The organism is Terriglobia bacterium, from assembly GCA_020073205.1.
GTDB lineage: Bacteria > Acidobacteriota > Polarisedimenticolia > Polarisedimenticolales > JAIQFR01 > JAIQFR01.
The window spans coordinates 1-26,830 of record JAIQFR010000020.1; the positions used below are offsets into that span (position 1 = coordinate 1).

At 69.9% G+C, this 26,830-nt stretch carries 26 protein-coding genes; 11 read left to right on the plus strand and 15 right to left on the minus strand.

What is annotated here, in order from left to right; translation table 11 throughout:
• The 6 genes from LAO51_06290 to LAO51_06315 all read left to right on the plus strand — a co-directional run.
• Positions 1-321 (plus strand): citrate/2-methylcitrate synthase (locus tag LAO51_06290; GenBank protein MBZ5638353.1); only part of this gene is annotated, 321 nt, incomplete at its 5' end.
• A gap of 31 nt (positions 322-352) precedes the next feature.
• Complete coding sequence (locus tag LAO51_06295; GenBank protein ID MBZ5638354.1) at positions 353-634, plus strand: 4Fe-4S binding protein; 282 nt, start codon at positions 353-355, stop codon at positions 632-634.
• Positions 631-1,791, plus strand: a complete 1,161-nt coding sequence (locus LAO51_06300) for a 2-oxoacid:acceptor oxidoreductase subunit alpha (protein MBZ5638355.1) — start codon at positions 631-633, stop codon at positions 1,789-1,791. Before LAO51_06295 ends, LAO51_06300 begins: the two co-directional genes overlap by 4 nt.
• Before the next feature lie 5 nt (positions 1,792-1,796).
• Positions 1,797-2,627 carry a 2-oxoacid:ferredoxin oxidoreductase subunit beta gene (locus LAO51_06305; protein MBZ5638356.1) on the plus strand — a complete coding sequence of 277 codons (831 nt, stop codon included), beginning with the start codon at positions 1,797-1,799 and terminating at the stop codon, positions 2,625-2,627.
• 22 nt (positions 2,628-2,649) lie between these two features.
• Complete coding sequence (locus LAO51_06310) at positions 2,650-3,207, plus strand: 2-oxoacid:acceptor oxidoreductase family protein (protein ID MBZ5638357.1); 558 nt, start codon at positions 2,650-2,652, stop codon at positions 3,205-3,207.
• A gap of 35 nt (positions 3,208-3,242) precedes the next feature.
• Complete coding sequence (locus tag LAO51_06315; GenBank protein MBZ5638358.1) at positions 3,243-6,206, plus strand: hypothetical protein; 2,964 nt, start codon at positions 3,243-3,245, stop codon at positions 6,204-6,206.
• 4 nt (positions 6,207-6,210) lie between these two features.
• On the opposite strand, the gene LAO51_06320 is transcribed toward LAO51_06315, so the two are convergent.
• The 5 genes from LAO51_06320 to trxA form a co-directional block, all read right to left on the minus strand.
• A complete protein-coding gene (locus tag LAO51_06320) occupies positions 6,211-6,792 on the minus strand; it encodes a GNAT family N-acetyltransferase (GenBank protein MBZ5638359.1) in 582 nt (193 codons plus the stop codon).
• A gap of 52 nt (positions 6,793-6,844) precedes the next feature.
• Positions 6,845-8,242, minus strand: coding sequence for a phosphatidylserine/phosphatidylglycerophosphate/cardiolipin synthase family protein (locus LAO51_06325; GenBank protein MBZ5638360.1), 1,398 nt, complete (start codon positions 8,240-8,242; stop codon positions 6,845-6,847).
• A complete protein-coding gene (gene ribA / locus LAO51_06330) occupies positions 8,239-8,973 on the minus strand; it encodes a GTP cyclohydrolase II (GenBank protein MBZ5638361.1) in 735 nt (244 codons plus the stop codon). The genes LAO51_06325 and ribA overlap by 4 nt, the downstream gene beginning before the upstream one ends.
• Entirely contained in the window at positions 8,970-10,028 is a 1,059-nt protein-coding gene (locus LAO51_06335) for an FAD-dependent oxidoreductase (protein MBZ5638362.1), read from the minus strand. The genes ribA and LAO51_06335 overlap by 4 nt, the downstream gene beginning before the upstream one ends.
• 91 nt (positions 10,029-10,119) lie before the next feature.
• Positions 10,120-10,500, minus strand: coding sequence for a thioredoxin (trxA, locus tag LAO51_06340; protein ID MBZ5638363.1), 381 nt, complete (start codon positions 10,498-10,500; stop codon positions 10,120-10,122).
• Positions 10,501-10,714: 214 nt separating this feature from the next.
• Between trxA and LAO51_06345 the strand changes: the two genes are divergently transcribed.
• From LAO51_06345 to LAO51_06360, 4 genes are all read left to right on the plus strand, one after another.
• On the plus strand, positions 10,715-11,122 hold the full coding sequence (locus tag LAO51_06345) for an Rrf2 family transcriptional regulator (GenBank protein MBZ5638364.1): 408 nt from the start codon (positions 10,715-10,717) through the stop codon (positions 11,120-11,122).
• Positions 11,123-11,190: 68 nt separating this feature from the next.
• Positions 11,191-11,808 carry a hemerythrin domain-containing protein gene (locus LAO51_06350; GenBank protein ID MBZ5638365.1) on the plus strand — a complete coding sequence of 206 codons (618 nt, stop codon included), beginning with the start codon at positions 11,191-11,193 and terminating at the stop codon, positions 11,806-11,808.
• The gene (locus LAO51_06355) at positions 11,805-14,147 is read left to right on the plus strand and encodes a nitric-oxide reductase large subunit (GenBank protein ID MBZ5638366.1); all 2,343 of its coding nucleotides are present in this window, start codon (positions 11,805-11,807) and stop codon (positions 14,145-14,147) included. The genes LAO51_06350 and LAO51_06355 overlap by 4 nt, the downstream gene beginning before the upstream one ends.
• Before the next feature lie 67 nt (positions 14,148-14,214).
• Positions 14,215-14,490 carry a cupin domain-containing protein gene (locus LAO51_06360; GenBank protein ID MBZ5638367.1) on the plus strand — a complete coding sequence of 92 codons (276 nt, stop codon included), beginning with the start codon at positions 14,215-14,217 and terminating at the stop codon, positions 14,488-14,490.
• 19 nt (positions 14,491-14,509) lie between these two features.
• Here the strand turns inward: LAO51_06360 and LAO51_06365 are convergent, their stop codons facing one another.
• Complete coding sequence (locus tag LAO51_06365; GenBank protein MBZ5638368.1) at positions 14,510-14,941, minus strand: response regulator; 432 nt, start codon at positions 14,939-14,941, stop codon at positions 14,510-14,512.
• Positions 14,942-15,152: 211 nt separating this feature from the next.
• Here LAO51_06365 and LAO51_06370 point away from each other — a divergent pair, with 211 nt between their 5' ends.
• Entirely contained in the window at positions 15,153-19,265 is a 4,113-nt protein-coding gene (locus LAO51_06370; GenBank protein ID MBZ5638369.1) for a carboxypeptidase-like regulatory domain-containing protein, read from the plus strand.
• Between the two features lie 31 nt (positions 19,266-19,296).
• On the opposite strand, the gene LAO51_06375 is transcribed toward LAO51_06370, so the two are convergent.
• The 9 genes from LAO51_06375 to LAO51_06415 all read right to left on the minus strand — a co-directional run bounded on the left by LAO51_06375 (position 19,297) and on the right by LAO51_06415 (position 26,779).
• The gene (locus tag LAO51_06375; GenBank protein ID MBZ5638370.1) at positions 19,297-19,626 is read right to left on the minus strand and encodes a YbjQ family protein; all 330 of its coding nucleotides are present in this window, start codon (positions 19,624-19,626) and stop codon (positions 19,297-19,299) included.
• Between the two features lie 14 nt (positions 19,627-19,640).
• Positions 19,641-20,147, minus strand: a complete 507-nt coding sequence (locus tag LAO51_06380; GenBank protein MBZ5638371.1) for a hypothetical protein — start codon at positions 20,145-20,147, stop codon at positions 19,641-19,643.
• 78 nt (positions 20,148-20,225) lie between these two features.
• Positions 20,226-20,642, minus strand: a complete 417-nt coding sequence (locus tag LAO51_06385; protein MBZ5638372.1) for a hypothetical protein — start codon at positions 20,640-20,642, stop codon at positions 20,226-20,228.
• An 83-nt stretch (positions 20,643-20,725) separates the two neighbouring features.
• Positions 20,726-21,220: a hypothetical protein gene (locus tag LAO51_06390; protein ID MBZ5638373.1), complete on the minus strand. Its 495-nt coding sequence runs from the start codon at positions 21,218-21,220 to the stop codon at positions 20,726-20,728.
• A gap of 11 nt (positions 21,221-21,231) precedes the next feature.
• Positions 21,232-21,603, minus strand: coding sequence for an OsmC family protein (locus LAO51_06395; protein ID MBZ5638374.1), 372 nt, complete (start codon positions 21,601-21,603; stop codon positions 21,232-21,234).
• 96 nt (positions 21,604-21,699) lie between these two features.
• Positions 21,700-22,200, minus strand: coding sequence for a methylated-DNA--[protein]-cysteine S-methyltransferase (locus LAO51_06400; GenBank protein ID MBZ5638375.1), 501 nt, complete (start codon positions 22,198-22,200; stop codon positions 21,700-21,702).
• 82 nt (positions 22,201-22,282) lie between these two features.
• On the minus strand, positions 22,283-23,239 hold the full coding sequence (locus LAO51_06405; GenBank protein MBZ5638376.1) for a DUF4097 family beta strand repeat-containing protein: 957 nt from the start codon (positions 23,237-23,239) through the stop codon (positions 22,283-22,285).
• Positions 23,240-23,319: 80 nt separating this feature from the next.
• Positions 23,320-23,754: a hypothetical protein gene (locus tag LAO51_06410; GenBank protein ID MBZ5638377.1), complete on the minus strand. Its 435-nt coding sequence runs from the start codon at positions 23,752-23,754 to the stop codon at positions 23,320-23,322.
• Positions 23,755-23,824: 70 nt separating this feature from the next.
• On the minus strand, positions 23,825-26,779 hold the full coding sequence (locus LAO51_06415; protein ID MBZ5638378.1) for a VWA domain-containing protein: 2,955 nt from the start codon (positions 26,777-26,779) through the stop codon (positions 23,825-23,827).
• Positions 26,780-26,830: the final 51 nt, after the last annotated feature.

The following is a 26,830-nucleotide window of genomic DNA, read 5'->3' on the forward strand; positions in this document are numbered from 1 at the left end:
GTCGAGAAGATCAAGGACCCGGCCAGGGCCGACCGCTGGATCCGCCAGGCCCTCGCCGACAAGGCGCGCATCATGGGCTTCGGCCACCGCGTGTACCGCGTGGAGGACCCGCGGGCCAAGCACCTCAAGCGCCTGGCGCTCGAGCTCGGCCGGCAGGCCGGCAGCACCGCCAACGTCGAGATCCTCGACATCGTGGCGCGCGTGGTCTCCGCGGAGGGGACGCCTCCGGGCGTTCGTGCTATCGTGTCCCGACCACGGATTCCGTGGCAGGCTTCCTCCGCTCACGGATCGCGCCCCCCCGGGGACTCGGCCAGCCGGTGAGACGCGCGCGCCGCGATGCTGCGGGTCGATCATGCCGACTTCCGAGCCGGTTCCCCGGGTCACGATCAAGCCCAACTCAGGCGAAAAGCCGATCCCCGTCATCGAGGTCAAGGTCTCCTGGTGCAAAGGGTGCGGCCTCTGCGTCGAGTACTGCAATCGGGACGTCTTGAAGATGGACGGCGTCCTTCCCCAGGTCGTCCACGCCGAGAGATGCACCCGGTGCCTCCAGTGCGAGGCGATCTGCCCGGACTTCGCCATCGAGGTGAAGGAGGGCACGGTCGAGACGGGTGCGGACGAAAGCGAGCCGCGATGAGCGCGAAAGTCGAGCCCCACACCGGCGTGCAGGTGATGTCCGGGAACGAGGCGTGCGCCCTGGGGGCGATGGCCGCAGGGCTCTCATTCTTCGCGGGCTATCCGATCACGCCGTCCTCCGAGATCGCCGAGGAGCTGGTCACGCTCCTCCCGAAACACGGCGGCGCCTTCATCCAGATGGAGGACGAGATCGCGGCGATGGGGGCCGTGATCGGCGCCGCCCTCGCCGGGGCGAAGGCGATGACCGCCACGAGCGGCCCCGGGTTCTCTCTGAAGCAGGAGAACATCGGTTTCGCGTGCATGGCGGAGGTCCCCTGCGTCGTCGTCAACGTGCAGCGAGGCGGGCCCAGCACCGGGCTGCCCACGATGCCCGCCCAGGGCGACGTCATGCAGGCGCGGTGGGGAACGCACGGCGACCACCCGACCATCGCGCTCGTTCCCAACTCGGTGGCGGAGACCTTCGACCTCACCGTCCGAGCGTTCAACCTCTCGGAAGCCTTCCGGACCCCGGTCATCCTCCTGCTCGACGAGATCATCGGCCACGTCAACGAAAAGGTGACGCTCCCCGCCAGGGTCGAGGTCGTTAATCGAACGGGCCCGGATGCCCCGCCCGACAGCTATTTACCTTACCGCCACACCGAGTCCGGCGTGCCGCCGATGGCGACGTACGGTCGGGACGGCTACCGGTTCCACGTCACCGGCCTCGCGCACAACCAGACGGGGTTCCCGACCAACGACCCGAAGGAGATCGACCTGCTGAACCGGCGCCTCAACTGGAAGATCGAACGCCATCGCGACGCGATCGTCGAGGTCGTCCGCGAGCGCTGCGACGACGCCGAGATCGCGGTCTTCGCTTACGGCTCGGTCTCCCGTGCCGCCAATCAGGCGGTCCGAGACGCGCGGGAGAAGGGGATCCGCGCGGGGCTGCTCCGCCCCCGGACGCTCTGGCCGTTCCCCGGCGTCGAGCTCGCTGAGCTGGGTCAGAGGGTGCGCGCCATCGTGGTGCCCGAGATGAACCTCGGCCAGATGGCGCACGAGGTGGAATGGGCCGTTCGGGGCTCTTGCCCTGTGATCCCGTTCGGCCGAGTGGACGGGCTGCCCGTCAGCCCGGCCCAGGTTCTCGATCTCATCGAGGAGGCGGCCTCCGGCCGGTCCTGAATGTCATGACCGATTACAACCAGTACCTGCGTCTCGACAAGTTTCCGTTGATCTGGTGCCCCGGATGCGGCGACGGGATCGTGCTGAAGGCGATCCTCAGGGCGATCGACCGGATCGGCCTCTCTCGCGACGAGATCTGCATGGTCTCGGGGATCGGCTGCTCCAGCCGGACCCCGGGGTACGTGGACGTGAACACGCTCCACACCACGCACGGGCGCGCGATCACGTTCGCCACGGGAGTGAAGATGACCCGGCCGGACCTGACCGTGATCGTCGTGACCGGCGACGGCGACGCGACGGCGATCGGCGGGAACCACTTCATCCACGCCGCCCGGCGGAACATCGACATCACGGTGCTCCTCTACAACAACTGGATCTACGGGATGACCGGGGGCCAGGTCTCGCCGAGCACGCCGGCGGGAAAGCGCGCCTCGACGGCGCCGTTCGGCTCGTTCGAGCCGAACTTCGACATCGTCGCGCTCGCCGCCGGCGCGGGCGCGTCGTTCGTCGCGCGCGAGACGGTGGCGAAGCCGCTGGTGCTGGACAAGCTCATCGAGCGCGCCATCCGCAAGAAGGGGTTCTCCCTGGTCGAGGTGATGACCCCGTGCCCGACCACGTACGGCCGGCGCAACAAGCCGGCGGATCCGGTGGAGATGGTGCTCGACCTGAAGGAGCGGTCGGTCGCCAAGGGGCGCGCGGAGGAGCTGCCGGAGGACGAGCGCGAGAACGCCATCCCCACCGGGATCTTCGTCGACCTGAACAAGCCGGAGTACACCGAGCAGTACGCGGCGCTCGTGAAAAGGCTCGGCGGTCCGGTCCCGGCCGGCCGCGCATGAGCGAGGTGGAGGAGAAGGTCTGATGGGGTTCCGCTACGAGCTGCGGTTGAGCGGCGAGGGCGGCCAGGGGCTGGTCCTCGCCGGCAAGATCCTGGCCGAAGCCGCCGCGATCTACGACGACCGAAACGCCACCCAGAGCCAGTCCTACGGCCCCGAGGCGCGCGGGGGCGCGAGCAAGTCCGACGTGATCATCGCGGACGGCGATATCGACTACCCGAAGGCGGAGCGCATCGATCTCCTGCTCGCCCTCACCCAGGAGGCGCTGGACAAGTACCTGGGCGAGCTGAAGCCCGAGGGATACCTCGTGGTGGACTCCGATGCCGTCACCCGGATCCCCGCAGGGAAGTGGCGCGTGGTGAGATTCCCCTTCGTCCGTACCGCACGCGAGGAGTTGGGCAAGGCGGTCGTCGCCAACATCGTCGCGCTCGGGCTCATCGTCCGCCTCTCCCGTGCCGTGAGCGAGCCGGCGGCGGAGCAGGCGATCCTGGCGCGGGTACCGAAGGGGACCGAGGACCTGAACCGACGCGCCTTCCGCGCCGGGCTCGAGGCGGCGGAGGCGATCGTCCCCTCCTCGGTCTGACACCGCGCGCCGGCGTAGGCGGCGTCACCCGGAACATGGACCGCGCGCTGCAGCCCGTCGTCGTCCGGGCCCAAGCGCTGGGCAACCCGGCGAGGAAGTTCCTCCGCGCCGTCGAGAAGCACGGCGATCTCCTGCTCTCCCGGCTCGAGACGTCGGGCGGCGTGTCCCGGGTCCACCTGGACCGGGCCGCCCCATCCCTCGAGGAGGACTTCGACCGGGTCGCCGCCGCGGGGCGGAACCCGGCGGAGACCCTGACGCTGCTGGGGACGTTTCACGCGATCCAGCTCCTCCACCTGAACGTGACGTCGCTCCGGCGGCTCGCCGAAGGCAACGCCGAGCGCCCCGACCGCCATGCCGTCCGTCGCGCGTTTCTGCGACGCGCCGCGTCGGAGTTCTCGCGTCTCGAGGCGGCCTACGTCCGCCGCGTGCTCCGGGTCGCGCTCCCGCCCAGGCTGCGGCGGGCATACGTGATGCTCTCCGTCGGCACCCCTTCGCATCAGGACGACATGGACGCCGCGGTGATCGTCGAGGAAGACGCCGACCGCGCCGCGCTGGAGCGCGCCTTCGCCGTGCTGACCGGACAGATGCTCCGGTACGCGAGCCCTCTCGACCATTACCTGGCCGAGCAGCTCGGCTTCGACGGGTTCTGCGTCTCCCCGAGGATCCTCGGCGAGGCGCTCCGCGCGGGGCGCCCGGACTTCGTCCTGGTCACCGAGCTCCTCCGCGCGGAGCCCGTTGCCGGCAGCCGCGGGCTCTTCCGGCGATTCCGTGACGAGATCACCGCGGAGTACTTCCACCGTCCCGGTCACGACGAATCGGCACACGAGTTCTACCTCCGGGGAATCCTCGGTGAGACCCGCTCCCTGCTGCTCCGCCCCCCGTCCGCGTCCTCGGTCCACCCGAAGGACGACGGTCTTCGCCTGGTCCTCGGCCTCGCCAGCGCCCTCAAGGTGGTGGAAGATCTGCGCGAGACGCGTCCGATCGAGCTCCTTCGTATCCTCGGAATCCGCCGCCGCTCCCTTCGGGCGCACCTGGCCCGCCTCGAGGAGAGTTACGTCTTCCTCGACACCTTCCGCCATCTCGCACAGCTCCTGATCGTCGAGGAGGAGGAGGTCGAGGTGGACGGGACCGCCGCCCGCGAGAACCTCCGCAGGGTCGCCTGCGCGATGGGTTACGGCGACCGCGGCGCGGTCCAGGCGGTGGACCACCTGCTCGTGCACTATCACGAGGCGGTCGAGGGAGCGCACGCCGTGGCGCCGCGCCTGATGGAAGAGCTGGCCCGCCACCTCGCGTCGATCACGCGTTCGGCGCGCTGGATCCGCGGCGCGGCGGCTCCGGACCTGGCGCGGGAGCTGGCGGGCGATTTCGCCGCGGCGGACCGGTCGTTTCGGGGGGTGCGATTCTGGGACGACGTTCTCGAGGCGTTCGCCGAGCCGGGCGGGCGGCTGCTCCGGGAGTTCCGCGAAAGCTGGCGGCGCCTCCCGGACGTCGAGAGGCGCGGGCTCGCCGAGGCTTACGCGGATTGGGGCCGCCGCGCGCCCTTCGCGATCGTGACGCTCCTGACGCTGCTGGCGCGGGACGAGCGATCCCCCTCCCCCCCCACCCCCGCACCGGAGATGCGCGCGGCGTTCCTGGAGCGTCTCGGGACGCGGCCGGAGGAGGTCCGCGCGCTATCCCGGGTCTTCCGCTCGTACCCGGACCTGATGAACCGCTTCCTCCTCACGCTGGAGGACCACGCCCTCGACCTCGTCCTCCGCGTCCTCGCCACCCCGATCGGCGACCCGGAGGTGGCCGCGGCGCGCGACCGGTTCACGGCGCTCGTCAAGGTCCATCGCGAGACCAGCCATTACGTGAAGCGCGTCCTGGCCCGGGTCACCGTTCGCCACCCGGCGACCGTCCTGGCCCTCGGCGACGCCGTCGCGCTTCGGACCCTCGCGCTCGGGCGTCTCGCGGCGAGCGAGACCCACGCGAATCCCGAGGAGCAGAAGCGCCAGCTCGGCGACTACTACGATCTGTCGTTCCTCCGTACCGCGATGGGAACGCTCCAGGCGAACCCCAGCGAAGCCACCCGATCCTCGTTCCTGGAGATCACCCGGACCTACCTCACGAACCTGTTCGACCTCTGCCTCCGCGAGGTCGAGCGGGAGGCCGCGCGCCGCCTTCCGGACCGGGACCTCCTCGGGATCTTCCTCGCGGGAGGCAACGCGCGCGGTCGGCCGTACGACGACGACTACGACCTGCTGGCGCTCATCGATTCGACCGATCCCGAGGCGCTCCGGATCGCGGAGACCGCGGTGGTGCGGATGAACCGCGAGATCGCCCGCCGCGGCGTCGTCGTCCAGTACCGCCTCGGCGAGCGCCTCGGCCGGTTCGTGACGCCTCTCACCGACCTGGCCCGCATGCTCGACGGCCTCGACGACGACCTGTTCGTGGACCGCTGCCAGCTCCTCGGATCGAGGATGATCACCGGCGGCCGGAAGATCGAGGAGGCGTTGCTCGAGAAAGTGCTGCAACCTCGCGTGTTCAAGACCGCGGGGCGGTTCGCCGAACGGGTCGCGCGGGAGATCCGGGAGCGGCGCGAGGGGTTCCGCCCGTCGCCGGATGGGTCGATCCACCTGAAGGATATCCCGGGCGGACTTCGGGAGATCGACCTCTGCGTCGCCGCGACGATGGCGCGGCTCGAGGCGTGGAACGCGGTGGAAGACGATCCCTTCGAGAGTCTCGCGCGCCACGACCCCGACCACCGGCCGCTGTACGAGACGCTCGCCTCCGCGTGCCGCTTCCTGGTGGCCGTCCGTTCCGTCTGGCGGGTCTGCGTCGCCGCCTCCGACGAGATCCGGAAGGACCACCTCGCCCTCCCCGCGAGCATCCTCGGCTACGCCCCTCCTGGCGTCGTGGACCCCGCCGCCGATCTCCTCCGCGACGTCGAGCGGCGAGCGGAAGCCGCCTCGCGCGCGATCGAGGAGTTGCTGCCCGAGATCCTCGTACCGGTCTCGTAGCCGCCTACCTCGGGTGGTGTCGCAGTTCCTTTCGAACCCGGCGCTTGCTGCCGTGCGGGTTGCCGACGACGACGAAGCCCGCCTTCTCGAACAGGGACATCGTGCCGGTCCACGAGAATGCGGCGATGTAGCGCCCGTCTCGGCCGGGCTTGGACGGATAAGCCTCGGCGATCTCGGCGCCACGTTCCTTCATGGCCCGAAGCGCATGGACGAGCATGGCCTTGGCCACACCCTGGCCGCGATGGCCCCGCGTCACGAAAAAGCACGGCAGCGACCAGACGCGTGACGCATCGTCGCACTTCAGACTGCGAGCGCGATTCAGCCGGGGGAAGGAGTCCCTGGGTCCGAACGTGCACCAGCCGACCGGTGTCCCGCCATCGAACGCGAGAATGCCGTGGGTGGCGCCGGCGAGGATTCCTTTGCGCAGCCGCTTCTTGGCGGGCGCCCCCTTGATCTCGTTCCAACGCTCGCCCTTCTCGATCCTCCAGGCCTGACACCAGCATCCGCCACAGGCACCGTTCTTCCCGAACAAGGCTTCGACGTCCCTAAAGGACTCCGGATCCACTTCCCTCGTGGTGAGCCGCATTCCCATCTCCTACGAACCTGGCGCCGCACGCGCGCCCGGCGGTCGTGCCGCCTCAGAGCTGTTTCCGGATGAACGGCGCGAGAAGGCGGAGGAGCGTGAGCTTAAAGATCTTGTAGCAGGAGGCGCCTGGGTAGCGCCGCTTCTCGCCGATGGGCCTCCCGTCGGTCCCGATCTTGTACGCGTTCACGAGGTGCGCGTCCATCGAAGCACGGAGCCGGACCGAGAGATCCGGATCGGTGGCCACGACCGCCTGCTCGGTATTGAGGTACTCCGAGCGGGGGTCGATGTTGAACGTCCCGACGATCGAGATCGCGCCGTCGATCACCGCGGACTTGGCGTGCATCGACTCGGGACCGCGGAATTCCCAGATCTCGACCCCCATCCGCACGAGCTTCTCCTTCCGGCCGACGTAACCCGCCTGTGCGAGGAGGTTGTCGGTCGAGTTCAGGGAGTTCGTTAGGACGCGGACTTCGACCCCGCGGCCCAGAAGATCCCTGAGCGCGCGCAGGAAGGCCCGGGACGGGAGGAGGTAGGGCGATTCGATCGTCAGCGAAGACGAAGCAGACTCCATCAGGTCCAGAATCTCGTCCCCGATCCCTCGCTGGCCCTCCTTCCGTCCGACCGGGTCGTGCAGGAAACGCACCTCCCCCACGTCGCGCTGCCCCTCCGCCCAGTCGTTCCGGGTGTCCCAGCGCACCCAGCTCGCCTGCTTGAGCCCCGCGAGCGCCCGGTCGAGCTCCTGCTCGGCACGCTGGTAGCCCTTGATCGCGAGGTTCCGCCGCGCGGTGCAGCGCCAGCGCTCATCCTCCCGCGAGACGTCCTCGCACCGAGCGTTCCGGACCGACGGGTCGTATCCCCTGAGCCGCGTCCCGCGGACCTCGCGGCTCTCCCACAGGTCGTCGAAGTACGCGCGCGCGTCCGCGACGGACCCTCCGGTCACGAAGGCATCGCGGTCCACGTAGTTCCTCTCGCCGAAGCCGAAGTAAGGGTTCGCGATGTTCCTCCCCCCGGTGAGCATGCGGCTACCGTCGGCCAACAGCAGCTTGTCGTGCAGCCGCCGCGTCATCCAGCAGGGCTTCGTCAGGCGGAGAGGGTGGTATTCCCTGATCTCGACCCCTTGCGACACGAGATACGCCTGGATCGGCCGCGCCATGCGGTTGAAGCTGGCATCCACGATCAGGCGCACCGCGACGCCGCGCCGCGCGGCGTCGCGCAGAAGCGCGAGGCCGACCAGGGACGCCTCGTCGCTCTCGACCAGAAAATACTCGACGTCCAGCGAGACGCGGGCCTGCTGGATCAGGTCGATGCGGGCCTGCGCGGCCTCCTGGTCCCCATCGAGGATCCGGAGGACGTCGGCCAGCGCCGGAATGCCGGCCGCGAGCGCGAGGCCCGCCGTCGCGGCGGCGAGCCGCGCCGCGAGCCGTCTTGGGACGGGCCGGGGGCAGGTCATTCCTCCGGCATCCCCTGCACCCGCGGCGGATCGCTCTGCTCCGGGAGGCGCCGCTTTCCGGAAAAATCGATCCAGTGGCCGGAGCGCGCGGCCTTGGTCTCGAGGTAGAAACGGTTGAACGGGTTCGGGGGAATCACGTGCGGGATGCGCTCGTCGACCCGGATCCCGTATCGGGCGAGTTGGGCGATCTTGGACGGGTTGTTGGTCATCAGCCGGAGCGAGCGCACCTCGAGGCTCATGATCATGTGCGCCGCCACCGCATAGTCGCGCTCGTCGTCACGGAAGCCGAGGGCGAGGTTCGCCTCCACGGTGTCGAGCCCGCGGTCCTGGAGAGCGTACGCCCGGATCTTGTTGATCAGCCCGATCCCGCGCCCTTCCTGCCGCATGTAGAGCAGGAGTCCCCGCTCCATCGTCCCCAACACCGCGAGAGCCGCCTCCAGCTGGTCCCGACAATCGCAGCGGAGGGAGCCCATTGCGTCTCCCGTCAGGCATTCGGAGTGGAGCCGCGTCGGCACTTCGTCGGCACCCACGACGTCGCCGTGAACCATGGCGACGTGCTCCTTCGCGTCTCGGTTGTTCCAGAAGGCCACGATCCGAAAATCGCCGAAGCGGCTGGGGAGTTCCGCGACCCCGGCGATCCTCACGCAGATCCGCTGAGAGCCGTACCCTTCGCATTCGTGCTCGCGGTCCCGCTCGACCAGCGCATCGAGCGCCGCATCGCTCGTCGTCATGGCTCCGCCTCCGCGAGAACTCGTTGCGCCAGTCGCCGTCCGGACGACCAGGCGGCCTCGACACCGCCGCCGGGCCAGAAGATCTCCCCCGCGAGGCCGAGACGTCCCCCGCCGGGCAGGAGCACGAGCATCGGCCCCGTGAGCTCGCTCCCGAGATCCACGCGCGCGTACCGCCAAGTGTGGCTTTGATGCCAGACGGGCCTCGCCGCCCACGGACCGATCAGCCGCGCCGCTTCCTCCAGCACCTCCGCCGACCAGGATTCGGGCGGGAGGGAGAGCCGCTCTCGCGACCACCTGGGTCGCGCTTGGTACACCATCACGAGCCAATCCGGCTTCTCCCGCTTGACCGAGTCGTGGGAGATCAGCTGGAGGATCCTGGAGTCCTCCGGGTAGTCGATGTCCCAGTCGGGCGCCTCGGTATCCGGTGCGTGCCCGGCGATCACGGTCAGGCAGGGATGGGTGCCGGCCGCCTCGAGGAGGATTCTCGCAGCCTCGACTTCCGGAATCCCGGGAGGCAGCGTGGCGACGAGGTCACGGGACTGCTCCGCCGCCAGCGCGAGGACCGCGGTCCGCGCGACCACCTGTCCGCCTCCTTCCAACCGCACCGTCACCGAGCGCTCCCCGGGAGAGAGCGAGACCACGAGGCACCCTGTACGGATGTCGAGCCCGACGGCCAGGCGCTTGGGAAAGGCGCTGATCCCCTGCCGCATCGCGGCGCGCCGCTCGCCGGCGAGGAAGGCGCCGGGCTGGCAGGGGGGACCGGAGCCGTGGATCCGCTCGGGCCAACCCGGCAACACGCCGGGAGCCCTTTCGGGATCGAGCGCGGCGAGGAACTCCGGGTCGGAACCGTGCAGGAAGACCACGCCGTGATCCACCGGCTGACCATCGACGCGCCGCGTCGCGCAACGTCCCCCGACGCCGCGGGCCTTGTCGAGCACCACGACGACCCGTCCGGATTCCCGCAAAGCGCTGGAGCACGCCAAGCCGGCGACGCCGGCGCCCACCACGGCGACGTCCACTTTCAAAGGTGCCCCGTCCCGCCCCCGGGGAGTCACCCGCGCGTCGCGGGACGCGTCCCGAAAGGCTCAACGCCGCGGTCGGCCAGGCGGCCGAGCCATCATACCCCAGCGGTGGCGGTGGGACTCGTCATTGCCGCTCGCGGAGGCGCCCTTCCGAGTGCAGGTCGAGCAGCTCTTTGAGCGGATCGGCAGGGATCGCCCCGGGAATTGTCCCGATGAGAGCGCCCTTCTCGAAGAAGAGCAGCGTCGGGATCGCCTGAATCCCGTATCGCGAGGCGGTCTTGGGGTTGGAATCCACGTCCACCTTCACGATTTTCACGCGCCCCGCCATTTCAGGGGCGATCCGCTCGAGGGTCGCTCCCATCGCCCGGCAGGGCCCGCACCAGGGGGCCCAAAAATCCACCATCACCGGCCCGCTGTCCCCGAGGACCTCTCGCTCGAAGGAATCGTCCGTCGCGTGGGTTATCGCCGCAGCCGCCGTCTCAGCCGTCCCTGTGGTCGTGTCCATCGTCGCCTCCGGGGCTTCATTGCCGCCCTTGGGGAGGGAAGATGCCGAAGTCCCGCGTGTGGATACAGCCCGGTGGATTCGCGTTCCGACGCAGGTCACGCCACTCGTGACGGACAGCGGGGCCTCATGCGCTCGACGGCTTGCTCTCGATCCCCCGCTTCATGACTTGACACGATCCATTTCAAGGCATATACTCATGTCTTGAGATATTGAAATGCTCACTCAAACGGTGAAGTACGCACTCCAAATCCTGGGCTACCTGAGGAGTCACGGGGAAGGGTGGGTCCGAGGGGACGAGATCGCCGGGGCGACGGGGATCCCGGCAAACTACCTGTCCAAGATCCTGAACCAGCTCAGAAAGGCCGGCATCGTCGATTCGCGCAAGGGGTGGGGCGGGGGCTTCGTGCTGCGGCGCGAGGCGCTCGGGCGGCCCATCACCGACGTCGTGGCTGTCTTCGAGGGTCAGGGCAGGGGCGGCGCGGTGGAGTGCGTTTTCGGGCTTTCCAAATGCGATCCGGAGGCCCCCTGCCCCCTGCATCCGTTCTGGGAGAGCATCCGCGGAGCCTACGGGAAGATGCTCGGCGGGACGTCCATCGGAGATCTGACGGCGTCACGTCGATGACACTTGATCAAGACCCCACCCCGTCTCGACTCGCGTCGGGGTGATGCCGCGTAACGGAGGAAGAAGCGATGAGCAAGGCACTCGAAACCCTGATGGAAGAGCATCGCGTGATCGAGCAAGTGCTCGGATCGCTCGAGACGTTCGGCGGGCGGCTCGGCGACTCGGACGTGCGACCGACCCTTCGCGACTATGGCCGGTTCTTCCGCGATTTCGCGGACCGGTGTCATCACGCCAAAGAGGAGGACCGGCTCTTCGTCGAGATGGTCCGCCACGGTTTCCCGCGCGAGCACGGCCCGATCGCCGTGATGCTGTCCGACCACGTCGAGGGGCGCGCGCATGTCGGCGCGATCGCGAAGGCCGGCGAGAGCGCGGGGCCCCTCTCGGCCGAGGAGCGCTCCTCGATCCTCTTCCACATTCACGCGTACGTGCCGTTGCTCCGGTCCCACATCATGAAGGAGGACAACGTCCTCTACCCGATGGCGCGCCAGGCGCTCCCAGCGGACGTGCTGGAGCAGCTCTCCCGCGAGTTCGATGACCACGAGCACGGCGCGATGGGCGAAGGGACGCACGAGGAGTTGCGCCACCTCGCGGAGCGTCTGATCGCGTCGTACCCGCCGGCGGAGGCCGCGGGGGCCGGCCCGTCGTGCCTCGGGTGCGCCGCGCACGGGGCTGAGTCCGAGCGATGAGCGGCCCGGCCGGAGAGCCGCCTCTCTCCTCCTGGTGGCGCAACGGCGCCGTCCTGGTGACGCTCGTCGGCTTCGCGATCCTGAGCCTGATGACCTACAACACCTACCGGCATGCCCCACCGATCCCGGCGAAGGTCGTGGACGAGTCCGGCGCGGCGCTGTTCACCCAGGACGAGATCCTCGGCGGCCAGGAGGTCTTCCTCAAGTACGGACTCATGGAGCACGGGACGCTGTTCGGGCACGGCGCCTACCTCGGTCCCGACTACGGAACGAACTACCTGCACAGGGAGGCGGAGATCTCGCGGGACGTCCTCGCGAACGACCGATACGGCCGGCGCTTCTCCGCACTCGGGCAGGCCGAGCAGGACGCCGTCGCGGACTCGGTCAAGATCTCGCTGAAGACGAACCGGTACGATCCCGCCACCTCGGTCCTGACGTTCACGAAGAGCGAGGCCGAGTCGTGGCGGCTCCAGAGGAGCGAGTGGGCCCGTTACTTCACGGTGAAGGATGCGGCGCCGGGCCTTCCGGAACGGTACATCCGGAACGACGGCGAGCTCGACCGGTTGGTCTCGTACTTCGCCTGGGCCTCCTGGGCTTCCCGCGCGAATCGTCCGGGAAGGGATTACTCGTACACCAACAACTTCCCGTACGAGCCGCTGGCGGGTAACGGCCCCACCAGCTCCGCTTACCTCTGGAGCGCGCTCTCGTTGGTCTTCCTCCTCGGTGGGCTCGGGCTCGTGCTGTTCGTGTTCGGGAAGTTCGACTTCCTCGGGTGGAAGGGACATCCGTCGGAGCCGCGGCCGTCACCGATGTTCCAGGACCGCGGGCTCACGCCGAGCCAGTGGGCGACCGGCCTTTACTTCGTCGTGGCCGCGCTCCTGTTTCTCCTGCAGGTGCTCGCCGGCGGGGCGATGGCGCACTACCGCGTGGAGCCCGGTGCGTTCTACGGCATCGACATCGCGAAGACCCTCCCCTACAACCTCCTCCGGACCTGGCACCTGCAGCTCGGGGTGTTCTGGATCGCCACGGCGTGGGTCGCCGGCGGCCTCTTCCTCGCCCCGCTGGTCGGGGGCGCCGAGCCGAAGGGGCAGCGGGCCGGCGTTCTCGTCCTCCTCGGCGCGCTCGCCGTGGTGGTGTTCGGCTCGCTCTTCGGCGAGTACCTCGGGATCAACGACCGATTGGGAAGCCTCTGGTTCTGGCTCGGCCATCAGGGGTCCGAGTACCTCGACCTGGGCCGCTTCTGGCAAGTGCTGCTGGCGGCGGGACTCGTCTTCTGGCTCTTCCTGATGTTCCGGGCGCTCCGGCCGGCGATCCGCGACCGGGAGAAGGCGACGCTCTCGTCCCTGTTCCTCTACGCAGCGGTGGCGATCCCGCTCTTTTACCTCCCGGCGTTCTTCTTCGGAAAGCACACCAATTTCGCGGTGATCGACAACTGGCGGTTCTGGATCATCCACCTGTGGGTCGAGGGGTTCTTCGAGCTGTTCGCGACGGTCCTGGTGGCGGTCATGTTCGCGAGCATGGGCCTCGTGAGCGCGAGGACCGCCACGCGGGTCGTGTACCTCGACGCGATCCTGTACCTCGGCGCCGGGATCGCCGGCACGGCGCACCACTGGTACTTCACGGGCCAGACCACCATGGCGATGGCGCTGGGCGCCTGCTTCTCCGCGATGGAGGTCGTGCCCCTGACGCTCCTGACGCTCGATGCCTGGGACTTCATCGGGCTGAGGCGGGAGGCAAGCCACAAGGGCGGCGTCCTCGAATCGGCGAGGCGCCACAGGTGGGCGATCTACTTCCTCATGGCGGTGGGCTTCTGGAATTTCGTCGGCGCCGGCGTGTTCGGGTTCCTGATCAACCTCCCGATCGTCTCCTACTTTGAGATCGGGACGCTCCTCACGCCGAACCACGGCCACGCCGCGATGTTCGGCGTGTTCGGGATGCTGGCCCTGGCGGTGATGGTGTTCGGCCTCCGCTCGATGCAGAGCGACGAGGCCTGGGCGGGAACGGAGCGCTACGTCAGAACGGGCTTCTGGGGGATGAACGTCGGCCTGGCGCTCATGCTGGTCCTCAACCTGTTTCCCGCCGGGGTGCTGCAGCTCCTCGATGTGATTCAGCACGGGTACTGGCACGCGCGGCAGGTCGAGTTCCTGATGAATGGGACGTTCCACAAGCTCGAGTGGCTGAGGATCGTCGGCGACCTGACCGTGATCCTGCTCGGCGTCGTGCCGCTCACCCTCGCGGTGCTGCGTTCGGTGGTGAAGAGGGACCTGACGCCGGGTGGAGCGACCGGCGGAGATCGTTTCCGCGCAGGGGCCGCCGCACCGGGGAGGCACGTCGCATGACCCACGAAGCTCCTAGGTTTTTTCCGAGGATCTCCTCACGCTCGTGCAGTTCGCCGAACGTGGGATCGTGAGCAAGACGCTGTACGACTCCCCCGCCCTGAAGCTGGTTCTGTTCTGCTTCGAGCCGGGCCAGGCGCTGAGCGAGCACTCGGCGCCGTTCGAGGCGGTGATCCAGGTTCTCGAGGGGAGCGCCGAGCTGAAGCTCGGCGGCGAGATCCACGACGCGCGCCCGGGTGCCCTCTACGTGATGCCCAGCGGTCTCCCGCACGCGGTCAACGCGAAGGAGCGCTTCGTGTTCCTCCTCAAGATGGCGCGCGGCCGCCCGAGCGTCGTCGGCCCGTGACGAGACGACGGGGACGGACCTAGCGGGCCGGCGGGTCCGTTCCTTTCGGCCTCCTGGGAAAGGGGTGAGCCTCGGAGGAGGAAGCGGCCGGCGGGGGCGCGAGCCGACGGACCTCCTCCACGAGTTCACGGATGTTGAACGGCTTCGAGAGGATCCTCGCCCCGCAGCCGTGGATTCTCAGGACCAGCCCCTCCTCGAGCGTGTAGCCCGTCACCACCAAGGTCCGCCTGGCCAGCTCGGGTCGTGCGAGGGCCAGCTCCTCGAGCCAGTCGAGTGGCGCCTTTCCGGGCATGCCGATGTCGAGGATGAGCCCTTCGATCGGCGCCTGCCCGGCGATCCACTCCGCCTCCTCGACGCTCGCCGCTGTGAGACAGGTGTGCCCTTCCTTTTCCAGCACGTCCTGGATCATCTCGACGACGAACGGCTCGTCATCGACCGCCAAGATCGCCATCGGCTCCCCCTCGACCGAGGCTTCCGCGCGGTTGCCGTCCCGCAACGGCCGCCCGGCCTTCCGGCCATGACGGGTGAGAGCTTACGCGAAAGGGACATCTGCGACGGCGTCTCTCATCAAATCGGGTTGCGAGGGCGCAACAGTGGTCGTCCTTCTGACGGGGCGGAGCGTATCATCCTGCGCGTCGCACCCGGCGCAGGAGGTTACCGAGATGCCGTGCCGACTCTTCACGATCTCGATGCTCGCCTTCCTAGCCGCGGCCGCGGGGGCGACCGCAGGCGAGGTGCCCATCACCGGCCAGGTCGTGGGGCCCGGCGGGAGCCCGGTCTCCGACGCCCAGGTGCTGTTGCTGCCGGTCCTCGATCCGGTCGCGGCGGCTCGCCTGGATCGCGACGCCAGCCTTCCCGAGCCCGCTGCCAGGGGGGTCACCACGGCCCAGGGCATCTACCGCCTCGCCGCACCGAGGGCCGGCGTCTACCGAGTGCGGGTCGATGCGACGGGTTTCGCGCCCCGACAGATCCTCCTCCGGCCGCTCTTGGAGCCGGTGGACCTCGTCGAGGTCAGTCTCGCCCGAGACAACGGCCTGACCGTGCGCGTCGGCGACAGCGCGGGTGTTCCGATCGTGGGCGCAGCCGTGCACGTGGCCGACCCGGAGCTGCGGTTCTTCGCGGACCCCCGCTGGAGCGTCCCCGCCCTCACGGTCTTCACCGGAAAGGACGGCACGGCCCACCTCCCGCGGGCGGATTCGGACCTGAGCGTCGTCACGATCTCGGCCCCAGGCTACCTGGTCGCCGAGCGCCGCGGAGTCCGCGGCAACTCCCTCACGGTCAAGCTGGAGAAGGGAGTGCCGATCCCGATCGAGGTCCGTGGGGCCGACGGGGCCCCGGCCCCGGGGGTCCTCGCGGTGATCGGTCCCAGCTCCCATCCTCTGGGCACGACCGATGCGAAGGGCCGCCTCGACCTCGCAGTGCTTGCACGGGGCGACCTCACGGTGACTCTGGCGGCCGCTGACGGCCGGCAGGTCGAGCAGCGGATATCGCCCCCTCCGAAGGACCGCCCGGGTCCCATTCGAATCGTGCTGCCCGAGCGCGTCACCGTGTCGGGGCACGTGATCGACCTCGAGACGCGCCGCCCGCTGGCAGGTGCACTCGTCTGGAACCGGGGACGCCCGTGGGAGGCGATCCCCACCGACGACGCCGGCGCCTACGCGTTCGGCCTCCAGCTGGGGGTCGACTGCGTCCTCGTCGGCGGGGCAACGGGCTATCTCCCCAGCGATCCGCGGATGGTCTCCGCTTCCGCGGGCCGGCGCCCCGGCCCGACCCTGGCGCTGGAGCCCGCTGCGGCGATGGAGGGGACGGTGGTGGACGTCGGCGGGCAGCCGGTCCCTGGGGCGAAGGTGGATCTCGTCCGACGCATGGAGAGCGGAAGCGTCCAGTTCTTCATCGGGGGACGGCAGAACGCTCCGCACGCGGTGACCTCCTCCCGCGGGCGGTTCCGCTTGAGCCCGGTGGACGCCTCGCTCCGGTACGATCTGGCGGTCTCTGCGACAGGGTTCGCGCCTACCACCCGTGAGCTGGCCCCCCTCGAGCGCCGGCGCACCCTGGAGGGCCAGCGGATCGAACTCGCGCGGGGACGGAAGGCTTTCGGCCGGATCCTGGACGGCGACAGGCGGCCGATTCAGGACGCCGCGGTCCTGATGCGGGCTGCGGCGCGGCGCGGCGAGCACGTGATCGCGATGAGGGCCGGCGGCGGCCCGGAGCCCGAGGAGCGCAAGTCCGTCAGCGACGCGAACGGGCGCTTCGAGATCACCGCGCTCGCCGCCGGGACGTTCGACCTCGAGGTGCGCCACAAGGGCTTCGCGCGAAAGACCCTGGAGCGGATCGAGGTCGCCGACACGGCCGAGCCCGCGGACCTCGGAGAGATCGTCCTCGCTCCGGGAGAGAGGGTCCAAGGAAGGGTCGTCGATCCGGCCGGCAAGCCCATCGACGGCGTCGAAGTCTCGATCGCGAAGGACGGGGGAGGGCCGATGGGGTTCGGCCCGGCGCCGACCGCCCCGCCCGAGGCCGTCACCGGTCCCGACGGCTGGTTCTCGATCGACGACCTGCTCCGCGGCGAGCCGCTTTCGCTCGCCTTCACCCGGACCGCTTACCTCGCGAAGCGCCAGTCCGGCGTCGAGGTCCCCCGCCGCGATCCGCTGGACATCGTGCTGCACCCGTCCTCGAAGGTGTCCGGAGCGGTTCTCGACCCCGACTCGAAGCCGGTCCCGTTCGCCCAGGTGACGCTCACCCAGCACCGCGGCGGCGGGGTCGGCGGCCAGCGAATGATGATGATCATGAGGAACCAGGGGTCGGCCGACGCCAGCGGACGATTCCTGTTCGAGGACGTGGAGCCCGGGAAGATCGATCTGTCGGCGAACGCCACCGGCTGGCAGGAAGCCAAGCTCGACGACCTCGAGGTCGTCGAGGGGCAGGACCTCACGGGCGTCGAGCTCCCCTTGAAGCCGGGAGCGATCGTCGAGGGGCGCGTGCTCGCGCCGGATGGGCAGCCCGCGGTCGGAGCCGAGGTCTCGAAGGTGGCCGAGCAGGCGCAGATGGTGCGATTCCGCGGGACCACGACCGACGGCGACGGGAACTACCGGATCGAGGGGCTCGCACCCGGCAACGTATCCGTCGAGGCGACCCACGAGAGCTGGGCTCGGGTGGTCAAGGACATCGACGCCCGCACCGGGACCAACGCCCTCGACCTCCAGTTCCAAGGGGGCCAGGACGTCTCGGGCCGGGTCGTGGATGCGGCCGGCGGACCGATCGCCGGAGCTTGGGTGCGGCTCGCCGCGCCGGGCCGGTTCTTCGGCGGCCCGGACGTCACGTCGGGCACCGACGGCTCCTTCAAGTTCGAGAGCGTGGGAGAAGGAGATTACGAGCTGACGGCGGGGAAGCGAGGACTCGCCTCCCCCGACACGAGGACTCCGGTTCACGTCGCCGACGCCCCCGTCGCGGGGATCGAGGTGAGGCTCTCCGCGGGCGCGGTGCTGACCGGAGCCGTCTCCGGCCTCGACCCGGGCAAGCTCGCGCAGGTGGAGGTGAGCGCGGTGAAGGCGGGCGAGTCGTGGCCGCACTCCCAGTCGCCCGTGGATCGTCAGGGTCACTACCGCCTCGAGGATCTCACGGCGGGCTCGTGGCGCGTCACCGCGTCCCATCCGTCGGGCGGCCAGCAGGCACGGGGCGACGTGACGATCGCGCCAGGCGCCACGGAGGCGAGCCTCGACCTACGCTTCGGCGGCGGGCTCACGCTATCGGGACGCGTCGTACAGGGAGACGCGGCCGTGAGCAGCGCCGACGTCTTCGCGCAGGGAACCGACGTGGACTCCTCGGGCCGCGGCCGAACGGACTCCGACGGGCGCTTCAGCGTGGGGGGCCTCGAGCCCGGAACGTATCGCCTGGAGCTGAACCAGTGGGAGAGCGGCCTCTTCCACGAGGAGACGTACGAGGTGCGCGGCCCGCGCGAAGTCGTCGTCCGGATACCGACCGCCCGCGTGTCGGGGCGCGTCGTGGACTCCGCGGACCGCCGGCCGGTCTCCGGCGCCCGCGTCGCGCTGGCGCCGCAGGACGGCGACGCTTCCGGAGCCTCCGCCTTCCGCTTCGACCGTTCCGCGACCACCGACCTCGACGGCCGGTTCGCGATCTCGAACGTCTCCGACGGGACATGGCGGCTCTCCGCGACCGCGCAGGGCTACGCGGCGCAAGCCGCGACCGCGACCGTGAAGAGCGGACACGACGTCGAGAACGTCGGCCTCGCGCTCGACCCGACGGATGGCCTCTCGATCGAGGTGCAGCTGCCGTCCGGTCACCCGCCGGACGAGGTGGTGGTCGCCGTCCTCGATCCCGCGGGGCGCGCGGTCGTGAGCGGCAGCTTCGCGACCGGAGAGAACGGCCGCGTGCGGCTCTCCACCGTGCCGTCGGGATCGTGGGACCTGCTCGTCGGAGCGAACGGGAGCGGCACCGCCTCTTTGCGCGCCTCGGCTCCTGGCGGTCCGGTCCCGGTCGCGCTGCCGCCGGCGTGCACGCTCGACGTCGCGGTGCCGGGGCTCGAGGGGTCTTCTGCCGTGGCGACCGCGACCGTGACCGGCGCCGACGGCCGCCCCTACCGGGAGGTGGCCTGGTACGACGAGCCACGCAGCCAGTGGCGCCTCAGCGGGGGACGGGTGCGGATCGAGGATCTCCCGCCGGGAGCGTGGACGGTGTCCGTCTCGGCGTCGGACGGTCAGACGTGGCGGGGTACGGCGCAGACCGCCCCGGGGGCCGCTGCCGTGCTGACCCTCCAGTGATCGGGGCCCCTCGCCGCGGGAGGGCGCGTGGTCAGGCCTCTTCCAGGACCACGGCCGTTCCGTAGCAGAGCACCTCGGTCACACTTTGCATCACGTCGTTCGCGTCGTAGCGGACGCCGATCACCGCGTTCGCGCCGAGTTGCTCCGCGTGCGCAAGCATCTGCTCGAACGCCTCCGCGCGGGTCCTCTCGCACAGCTCGGTGAACAGGGTGATGTTGCCGCCGGCGAGCGTCTGGAGCGCCGCGCCCACGGTGCCGAAGACCGAGCGCGACCGGACCGTGACGCCCCGAACAACTCCGAGGTTCTTCCTGACGCGGTACCCGTCGATCGTGAACGCGGTCGTGGTCATCGCGTGCTGCATGTCGATCCCCCTTGTCACGGCGCCCGCCCGGCCTTCCCGGCCGACGAGCCGAAGGCGGCCCGAGTCGTCCGGCGTCGCAGGAACACGATCAGTAGCGCGAGGCCGACGAGCTGGGCGACGCCAAGGAGCACCGCGACGACGTCCATGATCCCCTCCGTGGAACCTCGCGAGCCAGCAGGGACCCCGGTAAAGGCCGAGCGCAGCCGCCAGCCCGAAGCGACCGTTCCGAGGAGAGCGAGCCAGCACATCACCTCGAGGGCCGCGCGAGCCCATCGCCGCAATCGCAGCAGCCCCACGCCGATCACCACGTGTGCCGCGCCCACGACCGCCTGGCCGAAGGCGTAGGTCGTCCAGTGGGCGCGAATCCACGACATGCCCGGGAGGTCGGAGCCCGCCGACGACAGCGCCGGACCGAAGGCCTCTGGGGCCAGATACCAGAGCGCGAGAGACATCCCCGCGGACCAGAGGAGAAAGGCGCCGAAGGCCAGGCAGCCCCAACCGACCGCCTTGACTCCCTTCACGGGAGACCGGCGTGGGCACAGGCCGAGGGCGCCCGGCCGCGGCGTAATGCGGGCCGAAGCCGGCGGGAGGTCGCGTGATCAGGCTCGCGCATCGTGGCCGCGCTCCCGGCCAGCAGGCGACCCCTCCGCATCCAACCACCGCTCCGCGTCCTCCAGTTTCCGGAAGACCGACGTCGACTTGAAATGCGGTTCGGCGAGCACCTCGAGCATCCGGCTCATTCCGAACATGGCATCCCGGTCCGTCACGATCGCGCAGGCGCCGAACCGGACTCGGCGCCGCGTCTCGCCGATGTGAGCTCCGACGGCCCGGACCTGCTCCGCGTCGGGAAGGGACGTCGTCGTCGTCAGATCCAGCAAGACATCGAGGCGCTCCGGGCAATGCGGGTCCGTCTCGAGCGCGGCGAAGTGGTCCATGACCTCCTGGAAACTCACGTCGCCGACGCATGTCGTGCTGATGCGGCGCCGCTCCTGGTCGATCCGGTAGGTGACCGGCATGGGGACCTCCGCGGCCGGCGGCCCGACGGTCAGGCCGACCGTTGATCGGCACGGCCGCAGGCGCGATCTTACACCGGCACGCGCTAGCCCCATCGCGACATCGGATCGCGTGTCGGGCGACGCCGGTCGGATCTCCACGCTGGAAAGTGCTTCCGCGCGTACGGGAATTCCTGCGTCAGCTTCGACGACGGGAACCCCCTTCGGAGCGCGATCGAGACCTGCCGCCTCACCGTCGAGAAGCCGGCCGACGGGCGGCATCGGCCGGCAACCTCTTCGACCTCGACGACGGCCAGCGAGGCTCCGATCGCGACCTCGACGTTGACCGACGTCTCCGACGGGGAGCATGTGAGGCACTGCCAGGAGGCGGGATCGCCCCCGACGTCCACGGTCGGGAAGTCGATGGGCCTGCACACCATGGGGATCGATTCGAGGGCGTGGCGGACATCGGCGACAAACGAGCGCCCGGACGATGGCGACTCGAGCACGTCGTGGGCCAGATACTCGGTGTCTTCGCGTCCGAGGAAGGAGCCGCAGGTCTCGCAGCAGCCCGTGAGCGGAGCGAGCAGAGCCGCGAGCACGGCGAGCCGAGTCAGGCGGCGCGGACCTCGATTCGAGGCGGGTGCTCGAGGTGCTTCTTGACCGCGCAGAGGTTCGCCGAGCGAATCGCCGCTTCGCGGTACTGTTCCGGGAAGCCGGGAGGAAGCTGGATCTCGAGATCGATCCTGTCCACCATCCCGGAGGCGGGGTTGGCCGCGACGCGCTGGCGAATCCGGAGCCCCTGGGTCGAGATCCCACGCTGCCGGCAGAACCGGGCCACGTAGATCCCGGCGCAGGTCCCGATGGACGCCAAGAACAAGTCGAACGGGGACGGTGCCGACCCATCCTGACTCGTCACGATCTCGAGCCCGTCGAAGCAAGCGTCCACCCGGTCGCCGCCGGGGAACTCGATTGCCATTTCCATTCCCGCTCCTTCCGCCGCCGTCGTGGGGCCATGGTCGTAGATGCAGCCAGCCGCGAAGCGTCACGCCCGCTAGAGCGACGATGGGAGCGTGCGGCCTCACAGCAGGACGTGCTCGTGGCTGAGGAGCCAAGCCTTGCGCTCGAGGCCGCCGCCGTAGCCCGTGAGGGAACCGTCGGCCCCTATCACGCGATGACAGGGAACCACGATCGCAATCGGATTGCGGGCGTTCGCCAGGTCAACCGCTCGGACGGCCCTCGGATGCCCGGAGAGGCTCGCGAGCTCCGAGTACGCGACGGTCCGGCCCGCCGGGATGCGCCGGAGCGCCGACCAGACCGCGCGCTGGAACGGCGTGCCGCCGGGATCCACCCGGATGGCATCGATGGCCTCGAGGTCGCCGGTGAAGTAGGCCGCGAGACGCGAGACGGCGCCCGCCGGATCTTCCACCTCTTCGATCACCTGACCGCCGAATCGCCGGTTCAAGTGGCTCTTGAGCGCAGCGCGCCGGTCCTCGAACGCCAGCCCCGCGAGCGCGCCGTCCATCGCGAACAGCCACAGCGCGCCCACCGGCGTCTCCAATCGCGCGAAGCCCACGGCCATGCCACGCCTCCCGTCGTCGCTCCTATCTAGGGTCGGAACCGGCGACGCGGGTGGCCCCGCGGAGCCGACCCGTTCGCGGCCGCTACTTCAGCGACCGCAGCTCGATCGACCCGGCGCTTGTGTGGATCGTGAGCGACTCGCCTCCCTTGCCGATCGTCCCGTGGACGCTCGAGCTGCCGATGGAGCCCGTCACCTGCAGGGGGAAGTCGGTGGAGATCCGGCCGGCGGAGGTGGTAGCGTCCACGGTGAGGCTCGCCGAGGGATCCACGGTCACCTCGACGGACCCCGCCGCCGTCTCCAACTCGCCGCCCCTCGCGTTGCCCCGCGCGAACGACACCTCGATGGAACCCCCCGACGTCTTGGCGATCACGCGACCGCCGGCGTTCCGCGCCTTGACCGAGCCGCCTGAAGTGCGGAGCACCGCGTCGCCCGTGACGTTCTCGACGTCGACGTGGCCGCCGCTGGTACGGGCGTCGAGACTTCCGGCGATCGAGGAGGCGTTGATGCTCCCCCCGGAAGTCTCCACCCTCACGTCCCCCTTGATCTCGCGGAGCGTGATGCTCCCGCCCGAGGTATGGGCCTTGAGGGCTCCTTCGAGGTCGTCGATCGAGATCGAGCCGCCGGACGTGTCCACGTCGGCTGTCCCGGCGAGGCCGGAGGCCTCGATCGACCCGCCCGACGTGCGGAGTGAGAGGCTCGTCGCTCTGGGCGCCCTGATCTCGAAATGCACCGAGATGCCCCGGAGCCAGCCGGTGTCGGCCTTCTTGCCGGTGATCCGGACCTCCCCAGGTGCTTCCTGGAATTCGAACTTGTAGCGTTTCTCCAGGTCGTCCGACCTGGAGGTCACGACGACGTGGACTCCCGCCTCCGTGCTTCCGGAAACCGAGACGCTCCCCGCCTCGGTGTCCAGGACGAGCTTCCCGCCAGGCCCGAGGGTCAGGTTCTTCTCGATCCGGCTCCCCGCGAGGGCGGGATGGGCCAGCGCGAGGACGAGAAAGGACGTTCCGAGCAGCTGGATCGCGCGACGGTGCCGTGCCATGATCGCCTCCATGGGGTCTTCCCGCGGGATGTTACGGGCGACCGCGCTCTCAGGTTCCAGGCCGGCTGCCCGGCAGGACGTCAGCCCTTGACGAGGTTCCAGCTCTCGATCTTCAGGACGCCGACCCGGGGGGAGAGCGTGTAGCGGACGTGCAGCGTCTTGTGCTTCTCCACGCCGGAGCGGTTGTCTGCCCGCAGCGGCACCCGAATCCAGCGGCCCTCGATGGAGATGACCGCGGCCGCGACCGCTTGCTCCTCGGCGGGGAAGCTCCCCGCGGGGCTCTCGACGTCCAGCACCTCGAAGTTCCCTTCCTTCGTGACGACGGCCAGGTCCGGCTTGAACATCATGACGAACAACCCGACGACCGCGACCCCGAGGACCGCGACGAGCACGGTCCCGCCGGCCCACAGGCCGATCTTCCGCCACAGCGAGTCGTTCTTGTGCGTCGGACCCTTCGGGTACTTGACGAGGGACGTCAGCATCCCCCGGGTCCTGCGATGCTTCGGACGCTTCATCCGGACACCACCGGCGCCGAGGGCACGTAGCCTCGCGCCGATGGCAAATATAGCCCAGGCGGACCGTACTTCAGCGGACGTACGTCAGGTGACCCAAAGGAATGGCGCGGAGAAGCCTGTCCCACGAGGTCCGTCGGCCGGCGCCTCGAGCGGGGACAGCCTCGCCCGACGCTGCCCGGCACAGATCGACGTATGGAGCCGAGGGGTCTCCCGTTGGCGCCCCCGGCGTGAGTGGCTTGCCCGGCCGCAGCCAGCCCAGGATCAGCCGGACCCAGCGCGCGTCCTCCGCGTCGAGGCGGCATGCGGTCGAGCCCCCTGCCGACGTCGCACGACGCGCGAGGTCGGCCGCGGCTCGCTCCGCGGCCTGCCGGACCCACGGGTCGTGGGGCAAGGCCGCCGCGCCCTCGGCCAGCGCCCAGGCGACAAACGCTTGGACATTCGGATCCTCGGCGATCGCGCCGGACGGGACCTGAGCGCCGAGGAGGGCGGCGAGCGAAGGCTTGCCTTCGGAGGGCCCGAGTCGCCCGTCTTCCGCCAGGTCGGCCAGGACGCGTAGCGATGTGATCAGAAGGCGGTCGCCCGCGTCGGTGCCGTGGAGGGACGCGAGGCGTGCCGGCAACCCGGCGGCAGGCCTCGTTGCAGCCCATCCTGCAGTTAACCCGGCCGCGCCGGTCGGCGCGGCAGCCTCCGGTTCCGAGCGCGGGTCTCCCTGCCGCTGGATGATCGTGGCGAACCCACCTCGAGCTCGACCGTACGTGACACCGGCCCCGGCCGTCGTGATGAGGACCTCCTCGATCGCGTCGGCGCGGACGGCGGATGCCGAGAGAGCCGCTAGCGGGTCTCCCGGAACGACGGCCCTATTGCTGGCGGGAAGCGCCTTCGGCGCCGGCGAAAGCGCGGGGCCACCCAGGACGCCGCCCAGGACCCCGCCGATGACTCCGCCGACCGCCCCGGTGGCGCCCTGGGGATTGGCGACCGTCGGGTGACGCGGCGCCGACCGCACTTCGCGCTCGGCGTGATCCTCCGGGAGCGTCTCCTCGACATCGGAAGCGCCATCGCCAGCCTTGGCCGGCGTCCGGACGACTCGGGGCCCCTCCTTGCCGAACACCCCTCCGAACGAGGTCCCCTCGGGGATCGGTAGCGGTTGACGGATCGTCTCGGGCTTGCCACCGGGGCCCACCACGCGCGAGTCGTCCACGGCGACGAACGACGTGAACGGGCTCATCAGCCGGTACCCGAGTGCGAGGGTCGTGACCTCGGCCTCGACCGAAGGAGGCACGCCGTCGGGAACGCTCATGAGCAGCTCCTCGATCCGGTGCCGTGCCCACAGCGAGGCGAGGGCAGAATGCGATCCCTCCTTCCCGGGCAGCGCGACGGTCAGGCGTTGCTCCCAGTACCGGCCGCCGAGGTGTCCGCGGAACACCACCTCGCCGGTTCCCGGAGCGAGGTAGCGTCCGACCATGCAGAGGTTCTGGCCGGAGCCCAGGTCCGGCAGCGTCTCGGGCACGACGTCCGCGACCGCGAGCGCGCCCCAGTCCACGCGGAGATCGGTCAGGTACGGCCGGCTGACCCAACCGCGGAAGCGCTCGAGCGCTTCGTCCGCCTTTTCGTCGGGCCGGACGAAGACGTATGTCCCCCGCCCGAGGGCCGCCATGCGGTCGAGCACGTAGTGGTTGACCGAGGAGCCGATCCCCACCGTGTAGATCCGGGCGTCGCCCGCCACCCGCGAGATCTCCGCCAGGATCCTGTTCTCGTCGCCGATGAAGCCGTCGGTGAGGAAGACGACCATCCGAAGCCGGTTCGGGTCGGCGGGTCGCTCGAACGCCGCCTTGAGTCCGGTGAGCATCTCCGTGCCGCCACCGCCTGAAAGCGCCTCGATCCAGGCTCGCCCCCGGTCGACGGACGCCCTGTCGCTCGGGAGCGGCTCCTTCGAGAACACCTCGGCGCCCGACGCGAAGCGAACCAGATTGAACGTGTCCCGCGGGCCGAGGCTCGAGAGCGCCTCGCGAGCGAACCGCTTCGAGGCCTCGATCGGGATCCCTTCCATGCTTCCCGAGGTGTCGAGGACCAGGACCATCTCCTTGGGTGCGGCTTCGTCGGGACCGATCGTCCCCTTGGGCTGGACGAGGAGCGTGAAGAAGCCGTCGTCTCCCTCGCGATGCGCGAGGAGGCCCACGGACGGGCGATCGGACGAGACGCTCCAGCGGAGCATGAAGTCCTTGTTCGGGATCCGGTCGTCCGGAGCGAGGGACACCCGCGCGGTCGAGGGCGTCGGGCGCTCGACGGCGATCCGATGGCTCGGGCTCGCGAGGTTCGCGATGGGAACCCCGGCGTCCAGGACGACCGAAATCTCCACGTCGTGACCCGACCGGACCTCGGGCCGGAGGACGGGGGGCGTGACCCGTTCCGCGTCGGGGACGGCGGCCGTGGGATTCGCCGCTTCCGTGGCGATCGCGCCGACGGGAGCCGCGCCGCCGGGGATGTAGCGGGGGCCGACGACCAGCGGGAACGTCAGGCGGTAGAGGCCCGCGTCGTACGGCAGGACTTCGACCGTGATGAGACGGACCTTGACGTCGGCGCCCGGCTCGAGGTTCGCGACCGACTGGGTGAAGACGTTGGGGCGCTCCTGCTCCAGCAGCGCCGCGTCCCACCCCTCGTCGCGGGCCGATTCGTAGATTTGCCGAGCCTCGTCGCGCCGCTTGATCTCGCCTCGTATCGTCCGCTCGCCGACCGTCAGCTCGAAATCGTCCACGGCGGCCTTGTCGCCCAGAGGGAACGTATAGACGGCCTCCACCGGATGGTCGTACGGGTTGGCGAAGGTCTGCTCCACCTCGGCGCGGGCGACGAACGCCGAGACCTCGACCCGGACGCGGGTGTGCCGGAGCGGCATCTCGACGATCGCTCCTCCGGCCTCCACGACGGCGAGGGACCCCGTCGTCGGGCGGGGATCGTCCGACGCGACGGCGACGGCCGGAAGCGCGAGGAACGCGAGGAGCAGGATCACGGGCGACGTCTGGCTTCTCATGGCGCGTCCTCCTTTGGCACAGGGGCGGACTTGCCTTTGAGACAACCGTAC

Excerpts from the sequence above, each read along its gene's own strand:
- LAO51_06320 (MBZ5638359.1), bottom strand. The coding sequence starts at position 6,792 with ATGCGGCTCACCACGAGGGAAGTGGATCCGGAGTCCTTTAGGGACGTC.
- trxA (MBZ5638363.1), bottom strand. The coding sequence starts at position 10,500 with ATGGACACGACCACAGGGACGGCTGAGACGGCGGCTGCGGCGATAACC.
- LAO51_06345 (MBZ5638364.1), top strand. The coding sequence starts at position 10,715 with ATGCTCACTCAAACGGTGAAGTACGCACTCCAAATCCTGGGCTACCTG.
- LAO51_06365 (MBZ5638368.1), bottom strand. The coding sequence starts at position 14,941 with ATGGCGATCTTGGCGGTCGATGACGAGCCGTTCGTCGTCGAGATGATC.
- LAO51_06415 (MBZ5638378.1), bottom strand. The coding sequence starts at position 26,779 with ATGAGAAGCCAGACGTCGCCCGTGATCCTGCTCCTCGCGTTCCTCGCG.
- ribA (MBZ5638361.1), bottom strand. The coding sequence starts at position 8,973 with ATGACGACGAGCGATGCGGCGCTCGATGCGCTGGTCGAGCGGGACCGC.
- LAO51_06400 (MBZ5638375.1), bottom strand. The coding sequence starts at position 22,200 with ATGGCCGTGGGCTTCGCGCGATTGGAGACGCCGGTGGGCGCGCTGTGG.
- LAO51_06325 (MBZ5638360.1), bottom strand. The coding sequence starts at position 8,242 with ATGACCTGCCCCCGGCCCGTCCCAAGACGGCTCGCGGCGCGGCTCGCC.
- LAO51_06370 (MBZ5638369.1), top strand. The coding sequence starts at position 15,153 with ATGCCGTGCCGACTCTTCACGATCTCGATGCTCGCCTTCCTAGCCGCG.
- LAO51_06375 (MBZ5638370.1), bottom strand. The coding sequence starts at position 19,626 with ATGCAGCACGCGATGACCACGACCGCGTTCACGATCGACGGGTACCGC.
- LAO51_06410 (MBZ5638377.1), bottom strand. The coding sequence starts at position 23,754 with ATGAAGCGTCCGAAGCATCGCAGGACCCGGGGGATGCTGACGTCCCTC.
- LAO51_06295 (MBZ5638354.1), top strand. The coding sequence starts at position 353 with ATGCCGACTTCCGAGCCGGTTCCCCGGGTCACGATCAAGCCCAACTCA.
- LAO51_06305 (MBZ5638356.1), top strand. The coding sequence starts at position 1,797 with ATGACCGATTACAACCAGTACCTGCGTCTCGACAAGTTTCCGTTGATC.
- LAO51_06405 (MBZ5638376.1), bottom strand. The coding sequence starts at position 23,239 with ATGGCACGGCACCGTCGCGCGATCCAGCTGCTCGGAACGTCCTTTCTC.
- LAO51_06315 (MBZ5638358.1), top strand. The coding sequence starts at position 3,243 with ATGGACCGCGCGCTGCAGCCCGTCGTCGTCCGGGCCCAAGCGCTGGGC.
- LAO51_06310 (MBZ5638357.1), top strand. The coding sequence starts at position 2,650 with ATGGGGTTCCGCTACGAGCTGCGGTTGAGCGGCGAGGGCGGCCAGGGG.
- LAO51_06300 (MBZ5638355.1), top strand. The coding sequence starts at position 631 with ATGAGCGCGAAAGTCGAGCCCCACACCGGCGTGCAGGTGATGTCCGGG.
- LAO51_06355 (MBZ5638366.1), top strand. The coding sequence starts at position 11,805 with ATGAGCGGCCCGGCCGGAGAGCCGCCTCTCTCCTCCTGGTGGCGCAAC.
- LAO51_06350 (MBZ5638365.1), top strand. The coding sequence starts at position 11,191 with ATGAGCAAGGCACTCGAAACCCTGATGGAAGAGCATCGCGTGATCGAG.
- LAO51_06385 (MBZ5638372.1), bottom strand. The coding sequence starts at position 20,642 with ATGCCGGTCACCTACCGGATCGACCAGGAGCGGCGCCGCATCAGCACG.
- LAO51_06395 (MBZ5638374.1), bottom strand. The coding sequence starts at position 21,603 with ATGGAAATGGCAATCGAGTTCCCCGGCGGCGACCGGGTGGACGCTTGC.